This is a genomic window from Bacillus sp. RC251, assembly GCF_044908765.1.
Classification (GTDB): Bacteria; Bacillota; Bacilli; order Bacillales; family Bacillaceae_G; genus Bacillus_A; species Bacillus_A wiedmannii.
Genome location: NZ_JBIYDP010000004.1, coordinates 138,908 through 159,194 on the forward strand (window position 1 = coordinate 138,908; position 20,287 = coordinate 159,194).

Genomic DNA, 20,287 nt, shown 5'->3' on the forward strand with positions numbered 1-20,287 from the left:
AATTCAAAAGGAAAATTGTAATTTTATGTTGAAATGAACATGGAAAGTATAAAGAAATGTACTTAGATTACTAAGGTGGTTGTCTTGAATAAAGGGAGTGAGGAATTGGATGAAAAGAAACTATTAAAATTAGTTTTAGAAATTCAAGAGCTACAAGATTTTGGAGAAGATTTTGAACATAAACTGACTGTATTTGAAAAGAGTGTTCCTTATCCACGTGCAAAAGAATTATTTTTTGCTGACTACGGTGCAGAATACATTGTAAAAAGAGCTATTAATCATAAAAATATAAAGTTAGGAGAGTTAAATAGAGAAGAGTTAGTTACCTTGGTTCAAAAACTTATGGATACAGAAGGAGAAGAATGGGAGCTGGCAATTTGGTTGGACATGGTTAAATCGTCTGTTATTGACCCTAAAATAAGTGATTATATTTTCTGGAGTGATGAAGAATTAACTGCCAGAGAAATTATAGATAAAGCATTGGCTTATAAACCATTACAAATATAAAGTGTGTTACTTTAAGTAGAATTAAAGATTCTTTTTAGAATAAAGAGTGTGAAATGAATATGTTTAGAAATTTATTTAAGTTTTGCCTTTAATTTTATTTAAGTTAAAGGAGAATTTAATTCAATAAGACAATAAAAGACGCTCAGAGTTTTTTCTGCTCTGGGCGTTTTCATATGTCAATTATGATGTAAGTTTGTAGGTTAATTAATGATAGTTGTATTTCTATATAGATGATAATGAAATGATAAAACAAGACCCATGATCGACTTCGCTCGTTACAGTAATATTCCCGCCGTGTAGTTCTACAATTTCTTTCACGATAGATAGTCCTAAACCAGTTCCGCCTGTAGCTCGTGATCTTGCTTTATCAACTCGATAAAAACGGTCGAAAATGTGAGGGAGGTCTTCAGGCGGAATACCTTCGCCTTCATCTTCAATTGTAATGGAAATACGTTTATGTTCTTCTGTAACAGAAATATTTATATGAGAATGCTCTTGTGAATGTCTATAAGCGTTATTTAAAATGTTTACTACAACTTGTTCAAATCGCTGTTCATCTAAGTTTACTACTAGTGTAGGAGGACAAGAAAAAGAAACTGTAATGTATCTTTCTTTATACATGGCATTTACTTTTTCAGCTATGCGAGTAAGGAAGGTGTGTAAATATACTTCCTTTACTTGAATAGAAAAGTTATGTTGTTCCATTTGTGCAAGTGAAAATAAATCTTGAACTAAGTTCGTAATATAATCAGACTCATCTTTTATAATAGATAAATATCGTAAACGTTGCTCAGGAGATGTGTTTTCCTTTAAAGCAATGTCAGCATAACCTCTTACGTATGTTAGCGGTGTTCGTAATTCATGAGCAACACTTGCTAGAAATTCACTTCGCTCTGTTTTCATATAATGTAAATCATTAGCAAGCGTTTGAATAGATGAGGTTAGTTCACCAATTTCATCATTTCGACTAGTCGTTAATGAAACAGATAAATCGCCTTTACTCATTTTTTCAGTGGCATGTTTCATGTGTAACAATGGTTTTGTTAACAACCGTGATAAGAGAAAGATGGTGATGGCTGTTAATAGAAACGTAATGACTCCGGCAATAACGAATTGTCTTGTTAGTCCGTTAACCATTTCCTCGATTGATTCCGTTCCGAGAAACATATATACGTAGCCTTCTGTTTTTCCTGCGACTATAATTGGACTAACTGTACATATATAATTAGATGTTTTCCAATGATTCTCTATAATTGCTCCGTCATGATCTGTCCGTGTTTGCATCTTTTCAATATGCTTTTTTATAGTAGTAGTTATTTCGTTGGATTTAGCTAGCACATCCTTATTGGCATTTGTAATAACGACAGTGGTTTCGGCTTCGGATTCCATTAGTGCAACATGGGAGATTGTTTGCTTATCAAAATACTTTTCAAGGACATCTCGGTGACTATTTCCACGCTTTAATAAAGCTGCCATTTCTTCATTTACTCTATTGTTGACAAGACTATAATAAAGCAAGACAAATAGAACACTTTCGATTAAAAGTGTAACAATTAAAAAATAAAATCCGAGCTGAATAGAAATTCGCTTCATTACTTTGCTCCTTAATCTACAGTATCAACCCATCGATACCCGACTCCGTAAACAGTTTTTAAATGGTGATCAATAGGGAAATTTACTTTTCGTAATTTATCACGCAAATTACGAATATGTGAATCGACTGTTCTATCTTCTGTATTTGTATTTAGTCCCCAAATTCGTTCAATGAGCTGATCGCGGCTTAACACGTAGTTCACATGATGTAAAAATAATCCGAGTAAAGAGAATTCGATTGGAGTGAGAAGAAGTTCTTCATTATAGACAGAGACGAAATGCTTTGCTTCATCCCATAAAATACCGTGATATTGGATTTGTGCGTGTTGATTCGTTCGCCTTAAAACAGCTTCAATTCTTGCGAAAAGCTCTTCTTCATGGAAAGGTTTCGTTACATAATCATCCGCTCCAAGTTTTAACCCTTGGATGACATCTACCGTTTGATCACGAGCTGTTACCATAATGATGGGAACGTTACTAAAGGATCGAATTCTTTTGCACGTTTCCCACCCATCCATCTTTGGCATCATAATATCGAGTAAAACAAATTTGAAGTTTCGATTTTCTATATGTGAAATAGCTTCTTCCCCGGATACTGCACATACGCAGTTGTATCCGATTGGAGTAAGATAAAGCGTTAATAATTCAAGCATTCTCGGCTCATCATCTACGAGTAGTATATCGACCATAGAGTACCTCCGCATTTGTAGTTATTAATTAAATTGTAAGTCAAAATCATGAAGAAATGGTGCAGATTATCATGCATCTGCATAATTTCTTCAGAATTGCTTGTTATTGTAAAGTTGAAATTTCATTTTAGGTAATCATATTGGCTCGAAAATGATTTATACGGAGGCGGTATAGTGAAAAAGGTGACCCGAATCTTTGGGATAACAATAATTACAGCAGTTGGTCTTGCTGCATGTGGACAAACGAACACGGATCGTAAAAATCATGAATCTAAAGAAGAGAAAAAAACAGAGCAAAAGGAAATGAAAATGAATCAGGAGGTAACTGCGCCGAAAGAAATGAACGAAGGTGCATCGAATGATTTATTAACGACAAGTTTAAAAAATGTAACGAGATTAAACACAAACGATCCACTGCAAATGGCAGTAGTAACTTCGCAAACGATATGGCCAGCAACGCATAAAGAGAATCAGCCAGGCGCTGTTATTTTAGTGCCAGTAAACGAGTGGCAATTAGGTATTGCGAGCGCGGATCTTATTCACCATCCGAATAACGGGCCAATTTTATTTATAGAAAAAGAAAAGGTACCCGAAATGACGTTAAAAGAAATAAAAAGATTAAATCCGCTCGGAACGAAAGATGGAACACAAATTATGGTGATGGGGGATGTAGGTCCATCTATCCTTGAGCAATTAAAAGCATATAAAGTAAAGCAAATAAAAGAAACGGATCCAGCTACATTTGCTAAAGATGTGGATAAAGAATATGCCGATATAACAGGTAGCTATCCAAACAGTGTTATTATCGGTTCGTCTGAAGAAGAAGGGCGTTTATATACAACACCAGCTGTAAATTGGATTTCTCATATGCCAGAACCGCTTTTATATACAGAAAAAGATAAAGTGCCAGAAGCGACGATAGAGGCATTAAAAATGAGAAAAGATAAAGCAAATATATATTTACTAGGACCAGAAAAAATCGTTTCAAAAGAAGTAGAAAAAGAGTTAAGTAAATACGGGAAAGTAACGCGTATTAGTGGAGAGACTCCAGTAGAAAACTCTATCTCATTTGCGAAGTTTAAAGATGAAAAAACGAAATTTGGCTGGGGATTCACAAAAACAGGCCACGGTTTATCATTTGTTTCAAGTAAAACACCAGACTTAGCAGTTGCAGGGGCACCTTTTTCTCATATGGGTAAACACGCACCTGTTGTATTGTTACAAGAAGGGAAAGCTTCACAGCCAGTGTATGAATTCCTTGCTAGTATTCAGCCGAAGTTTAAAGATGACCCAACACTTGGACCGTATAACCACGGCTTCTTATTAGGAAGTACGAGTGATATTTCATTTGAAACACAAGGTATACTGGATGAAAGGTTAGAGATTGTTCAGGAAAGTGGTCAAGGGCACGGTGGACATTAATGAAATGAGAAAAGACGCTATGAAGGTAGCGTCTTTTTTTAGGAAACTTTTACATAGCAAAAATCTCTCTACTCGTTATATAATAGCCTTCGTGCAGTCGGTCTAGATTTTCTTATGGAGAAAATCAAATGATAAAAGAGTAGAGGAGTGGTATTTTGTTTCAAACGATAAAAAATGACTGGTTCTTCAACGTGAAAGGAGATGTGCTATCAGGAATTGTCGTTGCTTTAGCGTTAATTCCTGAAGCGATCGCTTTCTCAGTTATTGCAGGTGTGGATCCGACTGTTGGATTGTATGCAGCTTTTTGTATCGCAGTTACCATTTCATTTGTTGGCGGAAGAACTGGGATGATTTCAGCTGCAACAGGTGCAATGGCATTATTAATGGTAACGCTCGTTAAGGATCACGGTTTGCAATACTTATTTGCTACAACAATATTAACGGGTATTGTCCAAATTATTTTTGGCGTGTTCAAACTGAGCTCATTTATGAAGTTTGTTCCTAAATCTGTTATGAGTGGTTTTTTAAATTCACTTGGAATTTTAGTTTTTACAGCGCAATTACCACATTTTAAACATGCAACTTGGCAAATGTATGCACTTGTCGCATTAGGACTTGTAATTATATATGTATTTCCACGTATTACGACGGCTGTACCGTCTACACTTATTTCCATTATTATTGTGACAAGTATTGCACTTATGAGCGGATTGCAGTTAAAAACAGTAGGAGATATGGGAAGCTTGCCGAAAGAATTACCGTTCTTTAGCATTCCTGACGTACCTTTTACACTTGAGACGTTAGGGATTATTTTACCGTACGCAGTTATGCTTGCAATTATCGGTTTACTAGAGTCATTATTAACAGCTTCAGTTTTAGATGATATGACGCATACGGACAGTAATAAACATAAAGAAGCACGTGGGCAAGGTATTGCAAATATTGTCGCGGGTTTCTTCGGAGGAATGGCAGGATGTGCAATGATTGGACAATCTGTTATTAATATTAAATCAGGTGGACGAGGTCGTTTATCGACATTTGTAGCAGGCGGGTTTTTAATCGTATTACTATTCGTTTTAGGTGATTATGTTGTTCATATTCCGATGGCAGCTTTAGTTGCAGTTATGATTATGGTTTCAATCGGAACATTTGATTGGAACTCTGTAACAACGATTCATAAAGTACCGAAAGGAAATGCATTAGTTATGATCGTAACAGTTGTGATTGTCTTAATTACACATAATTTAGCACTAGGTGTAATTATCGGAACAGTAATTAGTGCGGTTTTATTTGCTTTCAATATGGCAAAGATTCACGTGAAACATTTATATATTGAAAATAAGAAAATATACGAAATTCATGGTCAACTTTTCTTTGCATCTACAGCGGACTTCATAAATCATTTTTCATTTGAGGAAGATGTAAAAGAAATTGAGTTGAATTTTACTCATGCACACGTATGGGATGATTCAGCGGTAGCCGCAATTGATAAAGTTATCATGAAGTATGAACAAAGTGGCGTGAAAGTAAGTATAACGGGATTAAATGAACGAAGCTCGAAGATTATTTCAAACTTAGCTACTTATAATAAAAGAATTGCTAGTTAGAAGCCTCCTTTTTAGGGGGCTTTATTATATAATACGGGTAGGATAACGAAAAGGGGATTCAGCATATGTACAAACAAATTATATTAGCATGTGACGGTTCTGAACATGCACTTCGAGCAGCGGAACATACAACATATATTGCGAAATGTAGCGAAGAAACAAATGTTGAAGTTGTGTACGTAGTAGATAATAGAACGGCAAAATCAGATATTATACAAGGTCAAACAGATCTAGAAACAATATCGGCTAGTCGAAAAGATAAATTAAAAGAGATTGAAGGTTTATTAAAGAAAGAGAACATTTCTTATAAAATTACGATATTACATGGCGATCCAGGAGATACGATTGTTCAATATGTAAATACAGGAGACATAGATCTTGTTATCGCTGGAAGTAGAGGATTAAATACACTGCAAGAGATGGTGCTTGGTAGTGTAAGTCATAAAATAGCAAAACGAGTGAAATGCCCGGTGATGATTATTAAATAAATTGAGTGAGATACTCTGTAGTGTAAGTAGGACTTTGATATAATTCAAGGTCCTTTTTGGTGTATAAAAGGGGAAGGTATGGACATACTAGATACATAAGTTTTAGAAAATGTTAACTTACAAATTTGTAAGTTTGTTGTCAGAAAAATCGATGTTATGAAATTTTTCCCATTGGTAAAATAAGAGTATCAAAGGGGAGATAGGGAGGATGGAAGTAATGAAATCATTGCAAAATTTATCATATAGTCAAGGGGTAAGCTTAATTTGTTTAGGCGGATTTGCTGCATCTGTTACGTTAGCTGTTGTAATAAAGATGATTCATCAAATCTTTTAATCTTAGAGTAGGAAAGGAATTGGTTGTTATTAATAGTAAGAGAAGGATGGTAAATAAAAAATAGCTCCTAGCATGTATCTTAGTGCTAGGAGCTATTTTCTTATTTCTCTGTTTCTGCTTTATCGCTTGTTACGCTAACTTTACCCCACTTGTATTGATCTTCTGGTGTATATTTATAATCTTTTACGCGATTATTGATACCCTTTAGATCGAATTTATAATGAAGTGGAATCATTGGTACTTCATCATGGATTAATTTTTGCCATTTATCATATACTTCTGTACGATATTTATCATCAGCAGCTTTTGGAGAAAGACCTTCTTTTAATAACTCAGTATTTTTAGGATTTGACCATCTTTGGTAGTTAAAGCTTGCATCAGGTCCCCAAAGGCCAGATGGATCTGGGTCAGAACCAGTACCGAAAGCACCAGCATATAGATCAACCGCAGGATCGTCTTTTTTCAGCTTATCATAGAATGAGTTAAATTCGTGTAAGCGACCGTCAAGAAGTTCTACTTTAATGCCAATTTCTTTCCAAGATTGAATAAAGAATTTTGCAAGAGGCTCACTTACATCACTACCACTCATTGATAAGAAGTTAAGTTTAACTTCTTTACCGTTAGGGTCTTCACGGAAACCATCACCATCTTTATCTTTATATCCAGCTTCGTCTAACAATTTTTTCGCTTTCTCAACATCTTTATCGTAAGAACCTACTTTATTATTGTGGAACTTAGGTGAAGCTGGTGAGATAGGTGAGTTAGCTGGATAACGTAAACCGTGATATAGTTTTTCACCGATTTCTTTTCGATCAATTGCATAAGCCATTGCTTGACGTAAACGAACATCTTTGAATGTATCTTTATCCATTACCATTTCACGTTTTTCTTTATCCATGTGTCCAAATTTAAAGCCGATGTAGCTGTAGTATAAATCTGTTCTTCCAACTAGTTGTGCATTCTTTAATTTACTTACGTTCGGATATTGATCTGCACTTACTTCTGCAATGTCAATGTCACCATTTTTCAATGAAGCATTAACGATAGATGGATTTACAACTTTTAAGACTACATTTTTAAGTTTTGGTTTTCCGCCCCAGTAATCATCGAAACGTTCAAATTCAACAGATTCTCCAGGAACGATTTTCTTAACTTTAAATGGTCCGAAACCAATTGGATTTTTACGGATTTTATCAGATTCTGCTAATTTATCAATTGGCACATCCGCTAAGTATTTTTTATGAAGAGGATATGTCCAGAGTCCAGTTTTCACAGAAGGATTTGGCTCTTTAAATGTAAATGAAATTGTTTTTTGATCAATTACTTTTACACCGGAAATTTTGTCAGTTTTTCCATCGTGATAATCAGTCATTCCTTCAATCATTTGCATTTGAGTGTCATAGCGAGATCCAGCATACAGCTTGCTACCAATTACAAGGTAAGAATATTCTAAATCCTCAGCTGTTACAGGGTTTCCGTCATGCCACTTTACGTTATCTTTAATTTTTAATGTAATTGTTTTTTTATCTGCTGATATTTCATACGTAGCAGCACCTTCGTTATTATATTCCCAGTTTTTGTCGTTGTCTAATAATCCTTCATCAAAGAAAGTAATAACTTGGTTGTCAGGATCACCTTCATATACAGCGAAGTTCAAAAGTCCTTCAAATGGTGTGTTAGAAACAAGCCCATATGTTAATGAGCCATCTTTAACTTCTTTTTTATCATTTTTAACGGTTTCATTAAATTTATTTGTGTCTACCTTTTTTGTGCTGCTCGTTTTTTCACTACCTCCACTGCCCCCACACGCTGAAAGTAGTAATGTTGAAACTGCAAGTGTACTTAATACTTTGAAAAATTTTGGTTTGTTTGTCATTGTCTCCACCCCTTAACCTTTTCTTTGTCTCGCATCAGCTGAGCGACGTAGCGCTTGACCGATAAAATTTATACACAGCATCAACACTAAAATCATGAGTGATGCAGGTAACCAAATCCACCATTTTTCTTGTAGAACATCAGGATTCGTTGCATAACTAACAAGTGTTCCAAGGCTCGGTGTACTCTCTGGTAGACCAAAACCTAAGAAAGTTAGTCCAGATTCTATGCCAATATTTCCAGCAAGATTTAATGTAACGCTTACGATAATAATAGAACTTAAGTTGGGTAATACTTGGAACATCATAATCTTCCAGTTTGGTGTGCCTAATGTTTTGGAAGCAGATACATAATCCAATTCTTTTTCGGTCAATACTTTTGAACGAATCAACCTGGCCTTTCCTGTCCATAGGAAGATACTCATGATCAAAATAAATACAGTGACATTAAAGACTGGAACAATTGTGATAAGTACGATAACAAGCATTAGGAAAGGTAAAATAAGTTTGAAATCAATAATACGCATAATGATGTTATCAACAGCTCCACCAAAGTAACCAGCGATTAGTCCGATAGAAAGACCAATCAAACATGAGAGGATAGTGATTACAAGTCCAATCGTAAATGAATTTCTCGTTCCAATAATAAGTTGTCCAAAAATATCTCTCCCACCGTAATCTGTTCCTAACCAATGTTCACCAGATGGTGGAGAGTAAATAGAAAACAAATCAACTTTTACAATATCCTCCTGCTTCATGATGAAGGAAGTTGTGTAAACGGCTATCAGTATGATTGCCAATAAGAAAAGTGACAACATTGCTAATTTATCTTTACGAAATTCACGCCACATGACAGAAAAGCCAGAAGGACTTTTTTCGTAATGAACGACTTCAGTTTGTTTTTCGGGATTTGCTAACATAACGTTTCTTCACCTCCATTAATCAATACGAATACGTGGATCAACGATGCTTAGAATAATATCGGAAAGAAGAGTCCCGAGTAGCGTTGCGAATCCAGTAAATAAAACAAGTGCAGTTACGACACTAAAATCACGTTGAGAAATAGACTGCATAAATAATTGACCAATGCCAGGATAACTAAAGATACTTTCTAGAAAAATTGATCCAGCAACCACGCTTGTAATTTCATATCCTAAGAAAGCTGCGATTGGTAAAAATGAATTACGTAAAATATGTCTAGAATAGACCTTTGATTCTGGAACACCTTTTGCTTTTACTGTGCGTACAAAATCTTTATGTTTCGTATCGATAATTTCACTTCGTAAATATTGGATTGTACCCACTGTTGCAATTAATGCACCAGATAAAGCTGGTAATATCATGTGATTCAATTTACTTAAATAGTAAGCGAATGTACCTGTTGCAACTTGAGGATCTACGCTACCGCCGGTTGGGAATATTGCAAGCTTAAATCCAAATAGGAAGAGCATAATTAATGCAAATATAAATAGTGGTGTAGCAAGTCCTAAATAGTTATACAGTGTAATGAGTCGATCTGCCCATGTATCAGTCCAACGTCCACTTATTACACCGAGTGGAATTGCAATCACGTAAGTAAGAACAAGGACAAGAATTGCTAACCAAATTGTATTTCCAAGGCGTTCACCGATTAAATCAGTTACTTTCATTTTATGTGCATAGGAAATACCAAAGTCACCTTGCACAGCATTTTTAACCCAGCGAACATATTGTGTTGTAACAGGATCATTTAAACCTAATTTTTCACGTTGCTCTTCGATAACTTTTGGATCTGCTTTCGGATTATTTACTGCTCTGCCGGTTAAGGCATCGCCTGGCATTGCTTTAGCTAGTAGAAAGACAAGTATACTTAACACGAATAATTGCGGGATCATCACTAAAAATCTCCGTAATATAAATTTCCACATGTTTTATCACTCCCTTATGGTAATGCCACCCGGTGCGTTGGCGAGATTGCTTTTAAGTCATAAGCCCGACCGTTTTCATTGAAATAATTTTCGTATGACTTCTCGTACTCAGAACTTACTTGTTGACGGAGCTTACGCTGTTGCTCTCTGTTTTCAGGACGAATATCAGGAATTGCTGATATTAGGCGTTTCGTATAAATATGTTGCGGATTATTATAAATTTCTGCACTAGTTGCTTCTTCGACAATGCGCCCGCGATACATAACACCGATACGGTCACACATATGGCGAATTACACCTAAATCATGACTGATAAATAAGTACGTTAGTCCAAGTTCAGATTGTAAATCTTGTAAAAAATTTAAAACCTGCGCTTGTACAGAAACATCTAGTGCTGATACAGGTTCATCAGCGATAATAAGCTTCGGTTTTAATGTAAGAGCGCGTGCAATACCAATCCGCTGCCTTTGCCCGCCGGAAAATTCATGTGGATATTTATAAATTGACTCTGGATTTAGACCAACTTTATCAAGATATTCTTGAACCGCTCTACGTTCTTCATCAGGTGAGAGCTTCTCAAAATTTCGAAGAGGCTCAGCAATAATGTCGAGAACACGTTTCTTCGGATTTAATGATGAATACGGATCTTGGAAAATCATTTGAATATCTTTTCGTTGTTCACGTAGCTCAGAGCGACTTAATTTTGTTAAATCTCTATTATTAAAATGAATGCTACCCTCTGTTGCTTTCGTTAAATGCATAATTGCTTTACCCGTTGTTGATTTGCCACTTCCTGATTCACCAACGATCCCGTATGTTTCACCCGGTTGTAATTCAAAACTTACACCATCGACAGCACGCACGTAATCTAATGTGCGGCCGAAGAAACCACCTTTAATTGGAAAATGTACTTTTAAATCTTCTACTTTAAGCAGTGCCATGAGCTACGTCATCTCCTTTCTTATCTTGGAAGTTGAAATGCTTGTAGCAAGTACAACGTACCCAATGGTCTGGTTTTACTTCATGTAAAATTGGATTTTCCTCGTGTTGATCAGGTCTAATCCATGGAATTCGATCTTGGAAGCGACAACCTGTGCGAGGAAGCTTCGCTAACGAAGGAACGACCCCTTGAATTACATGCAATTTTTCTTTTTCACCATACGCAGATGGAATGGAGTTTAATAGAGAACGAGTATATGGGTGAAGAGGGTTGTTAAAAATCTCTTCAACTTTTCCTGTCTCTACAACTTGTCCGGCGTACATAACGACGATACGATCGGCTGTTTCTGCGACAACACTTAAATCATGAGTAATTAAAATGATGCCCATTTTCGTTTGTTCTTGAATAGATTTTAGTAAGTCTAAAATTTGTGCTTGGATGGTTACGTCAAGAGCTGTTGTTGGCTCATCCGCAATAATGAGTGCTGGGTTACAAGCAATTGCAATTGCGATAACAATTCTTTGTCTCATTCCGCCAGATAATTCGTGTGGGTATTGTTTATATGTAAGTTCTGGTTTTGGAATACCAACTTGATGAAGTAGTTCTAAGGTGCGTTCTTTTTTTTCAACTTTTGAAAGGCTTGTGTGGTAGTCTAAGTTTTCTTCGATTTGTTTTCCAACTGTCATAAGAGGATCGAGTGCTGTAAGAGGTTCTTGGAAAATCATACCGATGTTTGATCCGCGTACTTTATTCATTTCTGCGGTCGACATAGTTAGTAAATCCTTATCTCTATAGTTAAGCTGCCCTTGTAATTTTGTATTTGCTTCATTATGCAATCGCATAATAGAAAGGGCAAGTGCACTTTTTCCGCAACCTGATTCACCAACTATCGCGACAATCTCATTTTCATGGACAGTTAACGAAACGTTATCAACTGCTGCATGATATTGATCTTGTATGCGAAAGGAAGTCTGTAAGTTTTCAATGCGAAGAAGTGGATTCTTCATGGCTATCCCTCCATCTTTTCTGAAAAGACTAAATATTTTGTATGTTGTTGTTATTTTAATATAAATTGACAATGTTTGACAAGCATAAGTTGAGAAAATATTCAAAAATCTTTTTATACAGAGATTGAATGCTGTTGTATAAGGGATTGAAGTTATTTGAAAACGCTAACATATAAAAAGAGGAGAATAAATCTTTTGTAAGAAAAAAGATTTATATGTAGAAAAAAGAGAGGTGTTCTGGAAAGAACAGCCTCTCTTTTTTTGATAAGAATAATATTAGTACTTAAGCTTGTTTTTGTTTTGCAGATCCTGTGTTTAAAGTAAGAGCGAGGAAGAACATTGCAAGTACACAAGATACAAGTAATAAGATGAATCCGCCATCCCATCCGAATGCATCAACGATAAAGCCCATAGCTGCGCTAGCAAAAGTAGCTCCACCTAGGTAACCGAAGAATCCAGTTAAACCAGCGGCAGTTCCAGCAGCTTTTTTTGGTGCTAAGTCTAGTGCGTGTAGGCCGATTAACATAACAGGTCCATAAATTAAAAATCCAATTGCGACAAGTGCGATACTATCAACCATTGGATTACCAGGAGGATTTAGCCAGTAAACAAGAACGGCGATAAATACACCAACCATAAATAAAATACCAGCAGGTGCGCGGCGCCCTTTAAATAGTTTATCACTCATCCATCCGCAAAGAAGTGTACCTGGAATACCAGCCCATTCATATAGAGCGTAAGCTGTACGAGAGCTACTATGAGTGAAACTTTTTTCCTCTACTAAATAAGTAGGAGCCCAGTCTACAACGCCGTAACGTACGAAGTAAACGAAAACGTTCGCGATAGCGATGTACCATAAAAATTTATTGTTTAGTACGTATTTAAATAAAATTTCTTTTACTGAAAGTTCGCGTTCTCGATCTTTTACTTTTTCATCTGATGGATATTCTCCAGTATGTTCTTCGATAGAAGGTAATCCACAAGATTGAGGTGTATCTCTCATCGTAATTAATACATAAATACCAACTAAAATTGAAAGAATACCTGGGAAGTAAAAAATACTCTTCCAGTCATTGGCGAAGAAGTATAAGCCTAATGTCACAAGAGAAGGCATAAGCGCGCCACCGACATTATGAGCAACGTTCCAAATAGACATTTTTGTACCACGTTCACTAATAGAGAACCAGTGAACCATCGTACGACCACAAGGAGGCCATCCCATACCTTGTACCCATCCATTTAAAAACTGAAGGACAAACATAAGTATAATGCTCGTTGTAATGAAAGAAAATGAGCCGAAAATAATATTAATGATACCTGATAAAAATAGCCCAGCTGCTAAAAAGTAGCGAGGATTACAACGGTCGGATACGATACCCATAAGAAATTTACTTAATCCGTAAGCGATAGATACTGCTGAAAGGATAACCCCAAGTTCCCCTTTACTAAAGCCTTGTTCGATTAAGTATGGCATCGCTAGTGAAAAGTTTTTTCGAACAAAGTAGTAACCTGCGTAGCCGATGAAGATACCTAAGAATACTTGTAAACGTAATTTACGGTATTCGCTATCAACGCGATCAGCTGGTAAGCGTTCCGCGTGGGGCGCAGGCTTAAATAATTGTGTGAAAAACATAAAATGAAAATCCTCCCCTAATGAATTCGAAATGTTGTAAGTCAGAGAGAATATAAAAAGGCCATGAAATATAAAAAAGTTTCCTTTTTTATGATTCATAGCCGTATACTCCGATTCTCCGTGACTGTCAATATTAACTTCGTCGAAAATTATACAACTTTGTGACAGAAATGTAAACGTTTTTATAAATAAAAAGTGTTGACGGATTTTATTTGTGGGATTAATATTTAAATACGTTAAATATTTTATTGCTTAAATAAGAGGTGGATAACATGCCAAATGATATGACGCATATCGATAAAATTCAAGCTCTTGCCTTTTCGATTGGAAAGAAAATGCAGACGGAGTTATTAGAACAAATGCAAGCAACAGGACTTACACCACCGCAGTTTTATATTTTAAAGATTTTAGATCATTACGGTGCTTCAAGAGCGACAAAATTAGCAAAAAAGATGTATGTAAAGCCTAGTGCAATTACAGTGATGATTGATCGCCTAATTGACCAAGAGCTTGTAGAACGCTATCACGACAAAGATGACCGTCGTGTTGTCATCATTGAGTTAACAAAAAAGGGGAAAGCTAGAGTAGAAGAGGCAATGACCGCTCGTAATGAGCATATTGCAAAATATTTCTCACATTTAGAATTACAAGAAAGAGAAGATTTGTTACGCCTCTTTGAGAAATTAGAAACAATTATTTGCGGGACACAAGAGAAAAAAGAGAATAACTAAGAGGAATTGAGGAGATTACATGGAGCAACAAGAAAACATAAATAGAAAGTTGCTGTTAATTGGTTTAATAATCGCGATGCTATTTGCTGCATTAGATGGAACCATTGTTGGTACAGCAATGCCGCGTATCGTCGGTGAACTAGGCGGATTAAGTTTAATGACGTGGTTAACAACAGCTTATATGTTAACATCAACGACAGTTGTACCAATTGCAGGTAAATTAGCGGATTTACTTGGCCGTCGTAACGTATATATTACAGGACTAGTTATCTTTATGGTTGGTTCGGCGTTATGTGGTATGGCAAATGGTATGACAGAATTAATTATTTTCCGTGGTATTCAAGGTCTTGGTGGCGGTATTATGATGCCGATGGCTATGATTATTATCGGAGATATGTTTACGGGAAAAGAACGTGCGAAATGGCAAGGTATTTTTGGTGCGTTATACGGTCTTGCTTCTGTAATTGGACCACAAGTGGGTGGCTGGATTGTAGACGCAGTGAACTGGAGATGGGTATTCTACATTAACTTACCAGTTGGTATTTTAGCAACAATCTTTATTGCAATGGGATTAAAGTCACATAAACAAACAGGACCGATCAAAATTGATATTGCTGGAATCTTTACGATGATTCTCGGTGTTGTAAGTTTATTACTTGCATTAACGTTTGGCGGAAAAGATTATCCATGGGATTCTTGGCAAATTATCGGTTTATTTGCATTAGCTCTAATTGGTATTATTAGCTTTGTTATCGTTGAAACGAAAGCAGAAGAACCGATTTTACCGATGCATTTCTTTAAAAATCGCACGTTTACAATACTGAATGCGATTGGTTTCTTTATGAGTATCGGAATGTTCGGTGCGATTATGTTCGTACCATTCTTCATGCAAGGAATTGTAGGAGTAAGTGCTGCTGAATCAGGAACAATCATGACGCCAATGATGATTACAATGATAGTGATGAGTATTATCGGTGGTCAACTTGTATTAAAAGTTGGTGTGAAACCACAAATTATTACAGGGATGCTTATTATGGCTGGTGGTTTCTGGTTATTAACAACGATGGATATGCACACGACTAAACTTACTGCTACTTTCTATATGAGTATTATCGGTTTAGGAATGGGTCTTGTTATGCCGACATTAACATTAGCGTTACAAGAAAGTTTCCCGAAAAAAGATCTTGGAGTCGTAACATCATCAAGTCAGTTCTTCCGTCAAATCGGTGGAACATTTGGTATTACAATTTTAGGGTCAATCATGAATAACACTTCAGGTACAACATTAACAAATAAATTAGTACCTGTATTAGATACGTTCCCGAAAGAAGCGGGTCAAATGGTAACGAAATTTAAAGATATGATTCAAACAGATCCACAAGGTTTATATTCGATGCTATTTAGTCCAGAAGCATTAAAACAAATGCCAGAAGCATTCGCTAACAGCATTGTACCAATCTTGAAAAACTCTTTAGTAGACTCACTTCATACTGTATTCTTAACAGGATTAGTATTTATCGTAGTAGGCGCTATCTTTACGATTTTCTTACAGAAGATTAAACTGTCAGATCGTAAAAAAGATGCTGAAGAGCCAGCTACAGAGGAAAAAGAACAAACTGTATCATATTCGTAATGAAAAAGCATCGCCTTATGGCGGTGCTTTTTTTGAGTATAACCTTAAAAGCTTTTTCGTGAGAAATGATTGACGTATTTCTAGAAATACGTTATATTATTTTCTGTAAACGGTTACATGGAATGGGATGGAGAGGGAAGAGAATGAGTACGATTAAAGACGTTGCAAAATTAGCAGGAGTATCTGTTGCTACCGTTTCCAGAGTGTTAAATAAAAATGGATATGTTCATGAAGATACATTAAAGAAAGTAGAACGAGCGATTGACATGCTAGATTATAAACCTAGTACAGTAGCGCGTTCATTGTATAATAAAAAATCTCGTTTAATTGGCTTAGTTGTTCCAAATATCGTGAATCCATTCTTTCCAGAAGTTGCACGTGCCGTAGAAGATGTAGCGCATAAGCAAGGATACACAGTTGTCCTTTGTAACTCTGATGAGAGTTTAGAGAAAGAAAAGCAATATATTGATGTACTTAGGCAAAATAATGTGGATGGATTTATTGTAGCAACGAATCCACAAAATAGTGTTAATTACATGAAGTTGTCTGTTCCAGTTGTTGCAATTGACCGTATGTTTAATGAGCGTATCCCTACTGTATATGCAGATAACTATGCAGGGAGTCAGGCAGCGACAAATCTATTAATAGATAAAGGCTGTAAACATATTGCGCATATTCGCGGACCGCGTGACGTAAGCACGGCTAATGAACGTTTTGAAGGTTTTATAGACGTTATTACGCAAAATAATCTTTCTTATATGATTGCAGAGAGTACATTTGATCCAGCTAATAGTGAGCGTGTAGCAGTGGAATTATTAGAAGAATACCCACATATTGATGGAATTGTTGCTGGAAATGATTTAATCGCAATAGGTATTGTAAAGGCTGCACTCCAAAAGGGGATTTCTATTCCAGATGATTTACAAATTATCGGATTCGATGGAATTTCTTTAACAGAAATGATGTATCCATCTATTACAACTGTTGCACAGCCAATTTATGAAATGGGGAAAATTGCAACAGAGCTGTTATTAGAGCAGATGGAAGGAAACGTATTAGAAGAGAAACACTATCGTTTACCGATTGAAATTATAGAACGAAATACAACGAAGTAAGGAGATGAAACAGATGCCAAATATTGCAGTGGTAGGTAGTATTTCAATGGACTTAGTGGCTGTTTCAAAAAAACGTCCGAAAGCAGGAGAAACAGTAATTGGTGAAGCATTTCATACAATCCCAGGAGGGAAAGGAGCCAACCAGGCAGTTGCTGCAGCTAGATTGGGCGCAAATGTAGCGATGGTTGGTGCGGTAGGAGACGATAATTATGGAGCTGTAGTTAAGAAAAATTTAGAGAACGAACGTGTTTTTATCGACTATGTGGTACCGGTTACAGATACGGCGACAGGAATTGCTCATATCGTTTTAGCAGAAGAGGATAACAGTATTGTTGTCGTGCAAGGGGCGAATGCTCTTGTAAATGAGCCGGTTGTAGATCGTTCAAAAGATCTTCTTATAAAAGCAGATATGGTTGTTCTTCAACTAGAGATTCCACTTGAAACAGTGGAATATGTATTGGCTATTTGTGAGGAGCATAATATTCCAGTTATGTTAAATCCGGCGCCAGCACAAGTGTTATCAGAAGATATTTTAGAAAAGGCAACTTATATTACACCAAATGAACATGAGTGTCGCATCGTATTAGATGATTTCACGTCACCAATTGAAGATTTACTGGCTAAATATCCAAATAAACTATTGATGACAGAAGGTTCTAACGGTGTTCGTTTCCATAATGGTACGGAGATTGTACATGTTCCTAGCATCGCTGTTGATGTAGTAGATACGACTGGAGCTGGTGATACATTCAATGGTGCATTAGCAGTCGCGCTTTCTGAAGGAGAAACACTTCAAAAAGCAATTCGTTTTGCGAATATTGCTGGTGGCCTTTCTGTAACGAGACTTGGAGCACAGGGCGGTATGCCAACGAGAGATAGAGTACGTGAAGTGCAGGTGATTGTCGGATGAAAAAGCACGGTGTATTAAACAGTGAGATTGCATCAGTCCTTGCTTCACTTGGACATACAGATACGATTGTAATCGCAGACTGCGGGTTACCAATTCCTGACGGAGTAAAACGAATTGATTTAGCTGTTGAGATTGGAAAACCTAGCTTTTTAGACGTATTGCAAGTGGTAGCTGATGATATGGCAATTGAAAAAGTAACGTTAGCAGAAGAAGTCATTAATAATAATGCGGAAGTAAATAAAGAAATCGAGCTGAAATTAATAGAGCCAGCATTTGAATATGTATCGCATGAACAATTTAAAGAGCACACGAAGAAAGCGAAAGCAATTATTCGTACAGGAGAGGCTACTCCTTATGCCAATGTAATTTTACATGCAGGCGTGATTTTTTAATAAAAGGAAGTGATGGGAATGCGTATTGAAATGAAAAATATTTCAAAGGCGTTCAATGGCAATCCTGTTTTGAAGAATGCACAGTTTATGATTGAAACAGGGGAAGTCCATGCATTGATGGGGGAAAATGGAGCGGGCAAATCAACGCTCATGAAAATTTTAACAGGTGTATACAAAAAAGATGGTGGAACAATCAAGATTGATGGACAAGAACGAACTTTTAAAAATGCGAAAGAAGCAGAAGAGTACGGTATTGCATTTATACATCAAGAATTGAACATATTATCGAATTTAACAGTAGCTGAAAATATGTTTCTCGGTAAAGAGTTAATGTATGGGAAGACAGGTATTTTGCGTACGCGTCAAATGAACGCGATTGCGCAGCAGCAACTAGCGGAGTTAGGGTTACATGTAAAAGGCGCTATGTTGGCAGGAGAGTTATCGGTTGGACAACAGCAAATTATCGAAATTGCGAAAGCGTTAATGACAAACGCGAGCGTTATTATTATGGATGAACCTACAGCTGCATTAACAGATCGTGAAATTGAAACGTTGTTTACTGTCATTAATAAATTACGTAAAGAAGGCGTTTCGTTCGTTTATATCTCACACCGAATGGAAGAAATTTTTTCAATATGTGATGCCATTACGATTTTACGTGATGGGGAATACGTAGGAAAGAGACTCATTCCGGAAACATCATTTGATGAAGTAGTGAGTATGATGGTGGGGCGCAGCATTGGTGAACGTTACCCAGAGCGAAATAGTCAAATTGGCGATGTCATTTTTGAGATGCGTAACGGAACGAAAAAAGGGAAGTTTGAAAATGTTTCGTTTCAAGTAAGAAAAGGTGAAATCCTTGGTGTTGCTGGCTTGATGGGAGCTGGCCGTACAGATATTATGAAAGCGATATTTGGATACGAACCTTTAGATTCTGGCCAAATTTTTATAAATGGACAAGAAGTAAAGATTGATAGTCCGATAGATGCGATAAGACAAAGAATAGCTTTTATTACAGAGGATAGAAAATCTGAAGGGTTAGTGTTAGATTTCTCAATTCGAGAAAATTTAGCTTTACCGAATTTAGAAAGTCTTTCAAAGGGAAGTGTCTTAAGTAACGAACTAGAACAACAGTTTACAGCGGATATGATGAAACTTCTTAATGTGAAAGCAGCTAGTGGAGAGCAAGCGGTGAAATCTCTTTCTGGTGGAAATCAGCAAAAGGTTGTTATTGCAAAATGGCTAGGTATCCACCCGCAGTTACTCATTTTAGATGAGCCAACACGAGGTGTAGATGTTGGAGCGAAAAAAGAAATTTACTCTATTATGAATAAGCTTACTGAGCAAGGCGATGCCGTTATTATGGTATCATCTGAGCTTCCAGAAGTTTTAGGAATGAGTGATCGTGTTCTTGTTATTCATGAAGGAAAAGTCGGCGGCATTTTAGAGAAAGGTGAGGCATCACAAGAGTCTATTATGGCACTAGCTACAGGGGGAGAGTAAGG

At 36.5% G+C, this 20,287-nt stretch carries 19 protein-coding genes; 11 read left to right on the forward strand and 8 right to left on the reverse strand.

From position 1 onward, the window contains the following. The first annotated feature begins 84 nt into the window (after positions 1–84). Entirely contained in the window at positions 85–507 is a 423-nt protein-coding gene (locus ABH961_RS17515; RefSeq protein ID WP_001032608.1) for a hypothetical protein, read from the forward strand. A gap of 222 nt (positions 508–729) precedes the next feature. On the opposite strand, the gene ABH961_RS17520 is transcribed toward ABH961_RS17515, so the two are convergent. Beyond that, positions 730–2,100, reverse strand: coding sequence for a sensor histidine kinase (locus ABH961_RS17520; RefSeq protein ID WP_098076855.1), 1,371 nt, complete (start codon positions 2,098–2,100; stop codon positions 730–732). Positions 2,101–2,111: 11 nt separating this feature from the next. Further along, positions 2,112–2,789, reverse strand: a complete 678-nt coding sequence (locus tag ABH961_RS17525; protein ID WP_098076851.1) for a response regulator transcription factor — start codon at positions 2,787–2,789, stop codon at positions 2,112–2,114. A gap of 174 nt (positions 2,790–2,963) precedes the next feature. Here ABH961_RS17525 and ABH961_RS17530 point away from each other — a divergent pair, with 174 nt between their 5' ends. The 4 genes from ABH961_RS17530 (at position 2,964) to ABH961_RS17545 (ending at position 6,640) form a co-directional block, all read left to right on the forward strand. After that, positions 2,964–4,211, forward strand: coding sequence for an ArsR family transcriptional regulator (locus ABH961_RS17530; protein WP_098076848.1), 1,248 nt, complete (start codon positions 2,964–2,966; stop codon positions 4,209–4,211). Positions 4,212–4,366: 155 nt separating this feature from the next. Then, on the forward strand, positions 4,367–5,818 hold the full coding sequence (locus tag ABH961_RS17535; protein ID WP_098076845.1) for a SulP family inorganic anion transporter: 1,452 nt from the start codon (positions 4,367–4,369) through the stop codon (positions 5,816–5,818). Between the two features lie 65 nt (positions 5,819–5,883). Continuing rightward, complete coding sequence (locus ABH961_RS17540; RefSeq protein WP_404519714.1) at positions 5,884–6,306, forward strand: universal stress protein; 423 nt, start codon at positions 5,884–5,886, stop codon at positions 6,304–6,306. A 208-nt stretch (positions 6,307–6,514) separates the two neighbouring features. Continuing rightward, complete coding sequence (locus ABH961_RS17545; RefSeq protein WP_000453510.1) at positions 6,515–6,640, forward strand: DUF4027 family protein; 126 nt, start codon at positions 6,515–6,517, stop codon at positions 6,638–6,640. A gap of 100 nt (positions 6,641–6,740) precedes the next feature. Here the strand turns inward: ABH961_RS17545 and opp4A are convergent, their stop codons facing one another. The 6 genes from opp4A to glpT all read right to left on the reverse strand — a co-directional run bounded on the left by opp4A (position 6,741) and on the right by glpT (position 14,001). Next, entirely contained in the window at positions 6,741–8,516 is a 1,776-nt protein-coding gene (opp4A, locus tag ABH961_RS17550) for an oligopeptide ABC transporter substrate-binding protein (RefSeq protein WP_404519716.1), read from the reverse strand. Between the two features lie 12 nt (positions 8,517–8,528). Next, positions 8,529–9,434 carry an ABC transporter permease gene (locus ABH961_RS17555; RefSeq protein WP_087983343.1) on the reverse strand — a complete coding sequence of 302 codons (906 nt, stop codon included), beginning with the start codon at positions 9,432–9,434 and terminating at the stop codon, positions 8,529–8,531. Between the two features lie 18 nt (positions 9,435–9,452). Then, positions 9,453–10,421 (reverse strand): oligopeptide ABC transporter permease, encoded by a 969-nt coding sequence (gene opp4B, locus ABH961_RS17560; RefSeq protein WP_060629545.1) that lies wholly within the window; start codon positions 10,419–10,421, stop codon positions 9,453–9,455. A 14-nt stretch (positions 10,422–10,435) separates the two neighbouring features. Further along, a complete protein-coding gene (locus ABH961_RS17565; RefSeq protein WP_087983341.1) occupies positions 10,436–11,362 on the reverse strand; it encodes an ABC transporter ATP-binding protein in 927 nt (308 codons plus the stop codon). After that, a complete protein-coding gene (locus ABH961_RS17570; RefSeq protein WP_000795385.1) occupies positions 11,349–12,368 on the reverse strand; it encodes an ABC transporter ATP-binding protein in 1,020 nt (339 codons plus the stop codon). The genes ABH961_RS17565 and ABH961_RS17570 overlap by 14 nt, the downstream gene beginning before the upstream one ends. A 283-nt stretch (positions 12,369–12,651) precedes the next feature. After that, positions 12,652–14,001, reverse strand: a complete 1,350-nt coding sequence (glpT, locus tag ABH961_RS17575; protein ID WP_000466391.1) for a glycerol-3-phosphate transporter — start codon at positions 13,999–14,001, stop codon at positions 12,652–12,654. 272 nt (positions 14,002–14,273) lie between these two features. Here glpT and ABH961_RS17580 point away from each other — a divergent pair, with 272 nt between their 5' ends. The 6 genes from ABH961_RS17580 (at position 14,274) to rbsA (ending at position 20,285) form a co-directional block, all read left to right on the forward strand. After that, positions 14,274–14,732, forward strand: a complete 459-nt coding sequence (locus ABH961_RS17580) for a MarR family winged helix-turn-helix transcriptional regulator (RefSeq protein ID WP_001132358.1) — start codon at positions 14,274–14,276, stop codon at positions 14,730–14,732. A 19-nt stretch (positions 14,733–14,751) separates the two neighbouring features. Further along, complete coding sequence (locus tag ABH961_RS17585) at positions 14,752–16,365, forward strand: MDR family MFS transporter (RefSeq protein ID WP_098076839.1); 1,614 nt, start codon at positions 14,752–14,754, stop codon at positions 16,363–16,365. A gap of 143 nt (positions 16,366–16,508) precedes the next feature. Beyond that, the gene (rbsR, locus tag ABH961_RS17590; protein ID WP_098076836.1) at positions 16,509–17,480 is read left to right on the forward strand and encodes a ribose operon transcriptional repressor RbsR; all 972 of its coding nucleotides are present in this window, start codon (positions 16,509–16,511) and stop codon (positions 17,478–17,480) included. 13 nt (positions 17,481–17,493) lie between these two features. After that, entirely contained in the window at positions 17,494–18,390 is an 897-nt protein-coding gene (gene rbsK / locus ABH961_RS17595; protein WP_098076833.1) for a ribokinase, read from the forward strand. Further along, complete coding sequence (rbsD, locus tag ABH961_RS17600) at positions 18,387–18,782, forward strand: D-ribose pyranase (protein ID WP_000716160.1); 396 nt, start codon at positions 18,387–18,389, stop codon at positions 18,780–18,782. The genes rbsK and rbsD overlap by 4 nt, the downstream gene beginning before the upstream one ends. 18 nt (positions 18,783–18,800) lie before the next feature. Continuing rightward, complete coding sequence (gene rbsA / locus ABH961_RS17605; protein WP_098076830.1) at positions 18,801–20,285, forward strand: ribose ABC transporter ATP-binding protein RbsA; 1,485 nt, start codon at positions 18,801–18,803, stop codon at positions 20,283–20,285. Positions 20,286–20,287: the final 2 nt, after the last annotated feature.

What these genes read in the sequence shown, in the direction of transcription:
- ABH961_RS17520 (WP_098076855.1), bottom strand. Translation starts at nt 2,100, where the DNA reads ATGAAGCGAATTTCTATTCAGCTCGGATTTTATTTTTTAATTGTTACA.
- ABH961_RS17525 (WP_098076851.1), bottom strand. Translation starts at nt 2,789, where the DNA reads ATGGTCGATATACTACTCGTAGATGATGAGCCGAGAATGCTTGAATTA.
- ABH961_RS17540 (WP_404519714.1), top strand. Translation starts at nt 5,884, where the DNA reads ATGTACAAACAAATTATATTAGCATGTGACGGTTCTGAACATGCACTT.
- ABH961_RS17545 (WP_000453510.1), top strand. Translation starts at nt 6,515, where the DNA reads ATGGAAGTAATGAAATCATTGCAAAATTTATCATATAGTCAAGGGGTA.
- opp4A (WP_404519716.1), bottom strand. Translation starts at nt 8,516, where the DNA reads ATGACAAACAAACCAAAATTTTTCAAAGTATTAAGTACACTTGCAGTT.
- ABH961_RS17555 (WP_087983343.1), bottom strand. Translation starts at nt 9,434, where the DNA reads ATGTTAGCAAATCCCGAAAAACAAACTGAAGTCGTTCATTACGAAAAA.
- opp4B (WP_060629545.1), bottom strand. Translation starts at nt 10,421, where the DNA reads ATGTGGAAATTTATATTACGGAGATTTTTAGTGATGATCCCGCAATTA.
- ABH961_RS17565 (WP_087983341.1), bottom strand. Translation starts at nt 11,362, where the DNA reads ATGGCACTGCTTAAAGTAGAAGATTTAAAAGTACATTTTCCAATTAAA.
- ABH961_RS17570 (WP_000795385.1), bottom strand. Translation starts at nt 12,368, where the DNA reads ATGAAGAATCCACTTCTTCGCATTGAAAACTTACAGACTTCCTTTCGC.
- glpT (WP_000466391.1), bottom strand. Translation starts at nt 14,001, where the DNA reads ATGTTTTTCACACAATTATTTAAGCCTGCGCCCCACGCGGAACGCTTA.
- ABH961_RS17580 (WP_001132358.1), top strand. Translation starts at nt 14,274, where the DNA reads ATGCCAAATGATATGACGCATATCGATAAAATTCAAGCTCTTGCCTTT.
- ABH961_RS17585 (WP_098076839.1), top strand. Translation starts at nt 14,752, where the DNA reads ATGGAGCAACAAGAAAACATAAATAGAAAGTTGCTGTTAATTGGTTTA.
- rbsR (WP_098076836.1), top strand. Translation starts at nt 16,509, where the DNA reads ATGAGTACGATTAAAGACGTTGCAAAATTAGCAGGAGTATCTGTTGCT.
- rbsK (WP_098076833.1), top strand. Translation starts at nt 17,494, where the DNA reads ATGCCAAATATTGCAGTGGTAGGTAGTATTTCAATGGACTTAGTGGCT.
- rbsD (WP_000716160.1), top strand. Translation starts at nt 18,387, where the DNA reads ATGAAAAAGCACGGTGTATTAAACAGTGAGATTGCATCAGTCCTTGCT.
- rbsA (WP_098076830.1), top strand. Translation starts at nt 18,801, where the DNA reads ATGCGTATTGAAATGAAAAATATTTCAAAGGCGTTCAATGGCAATCCT.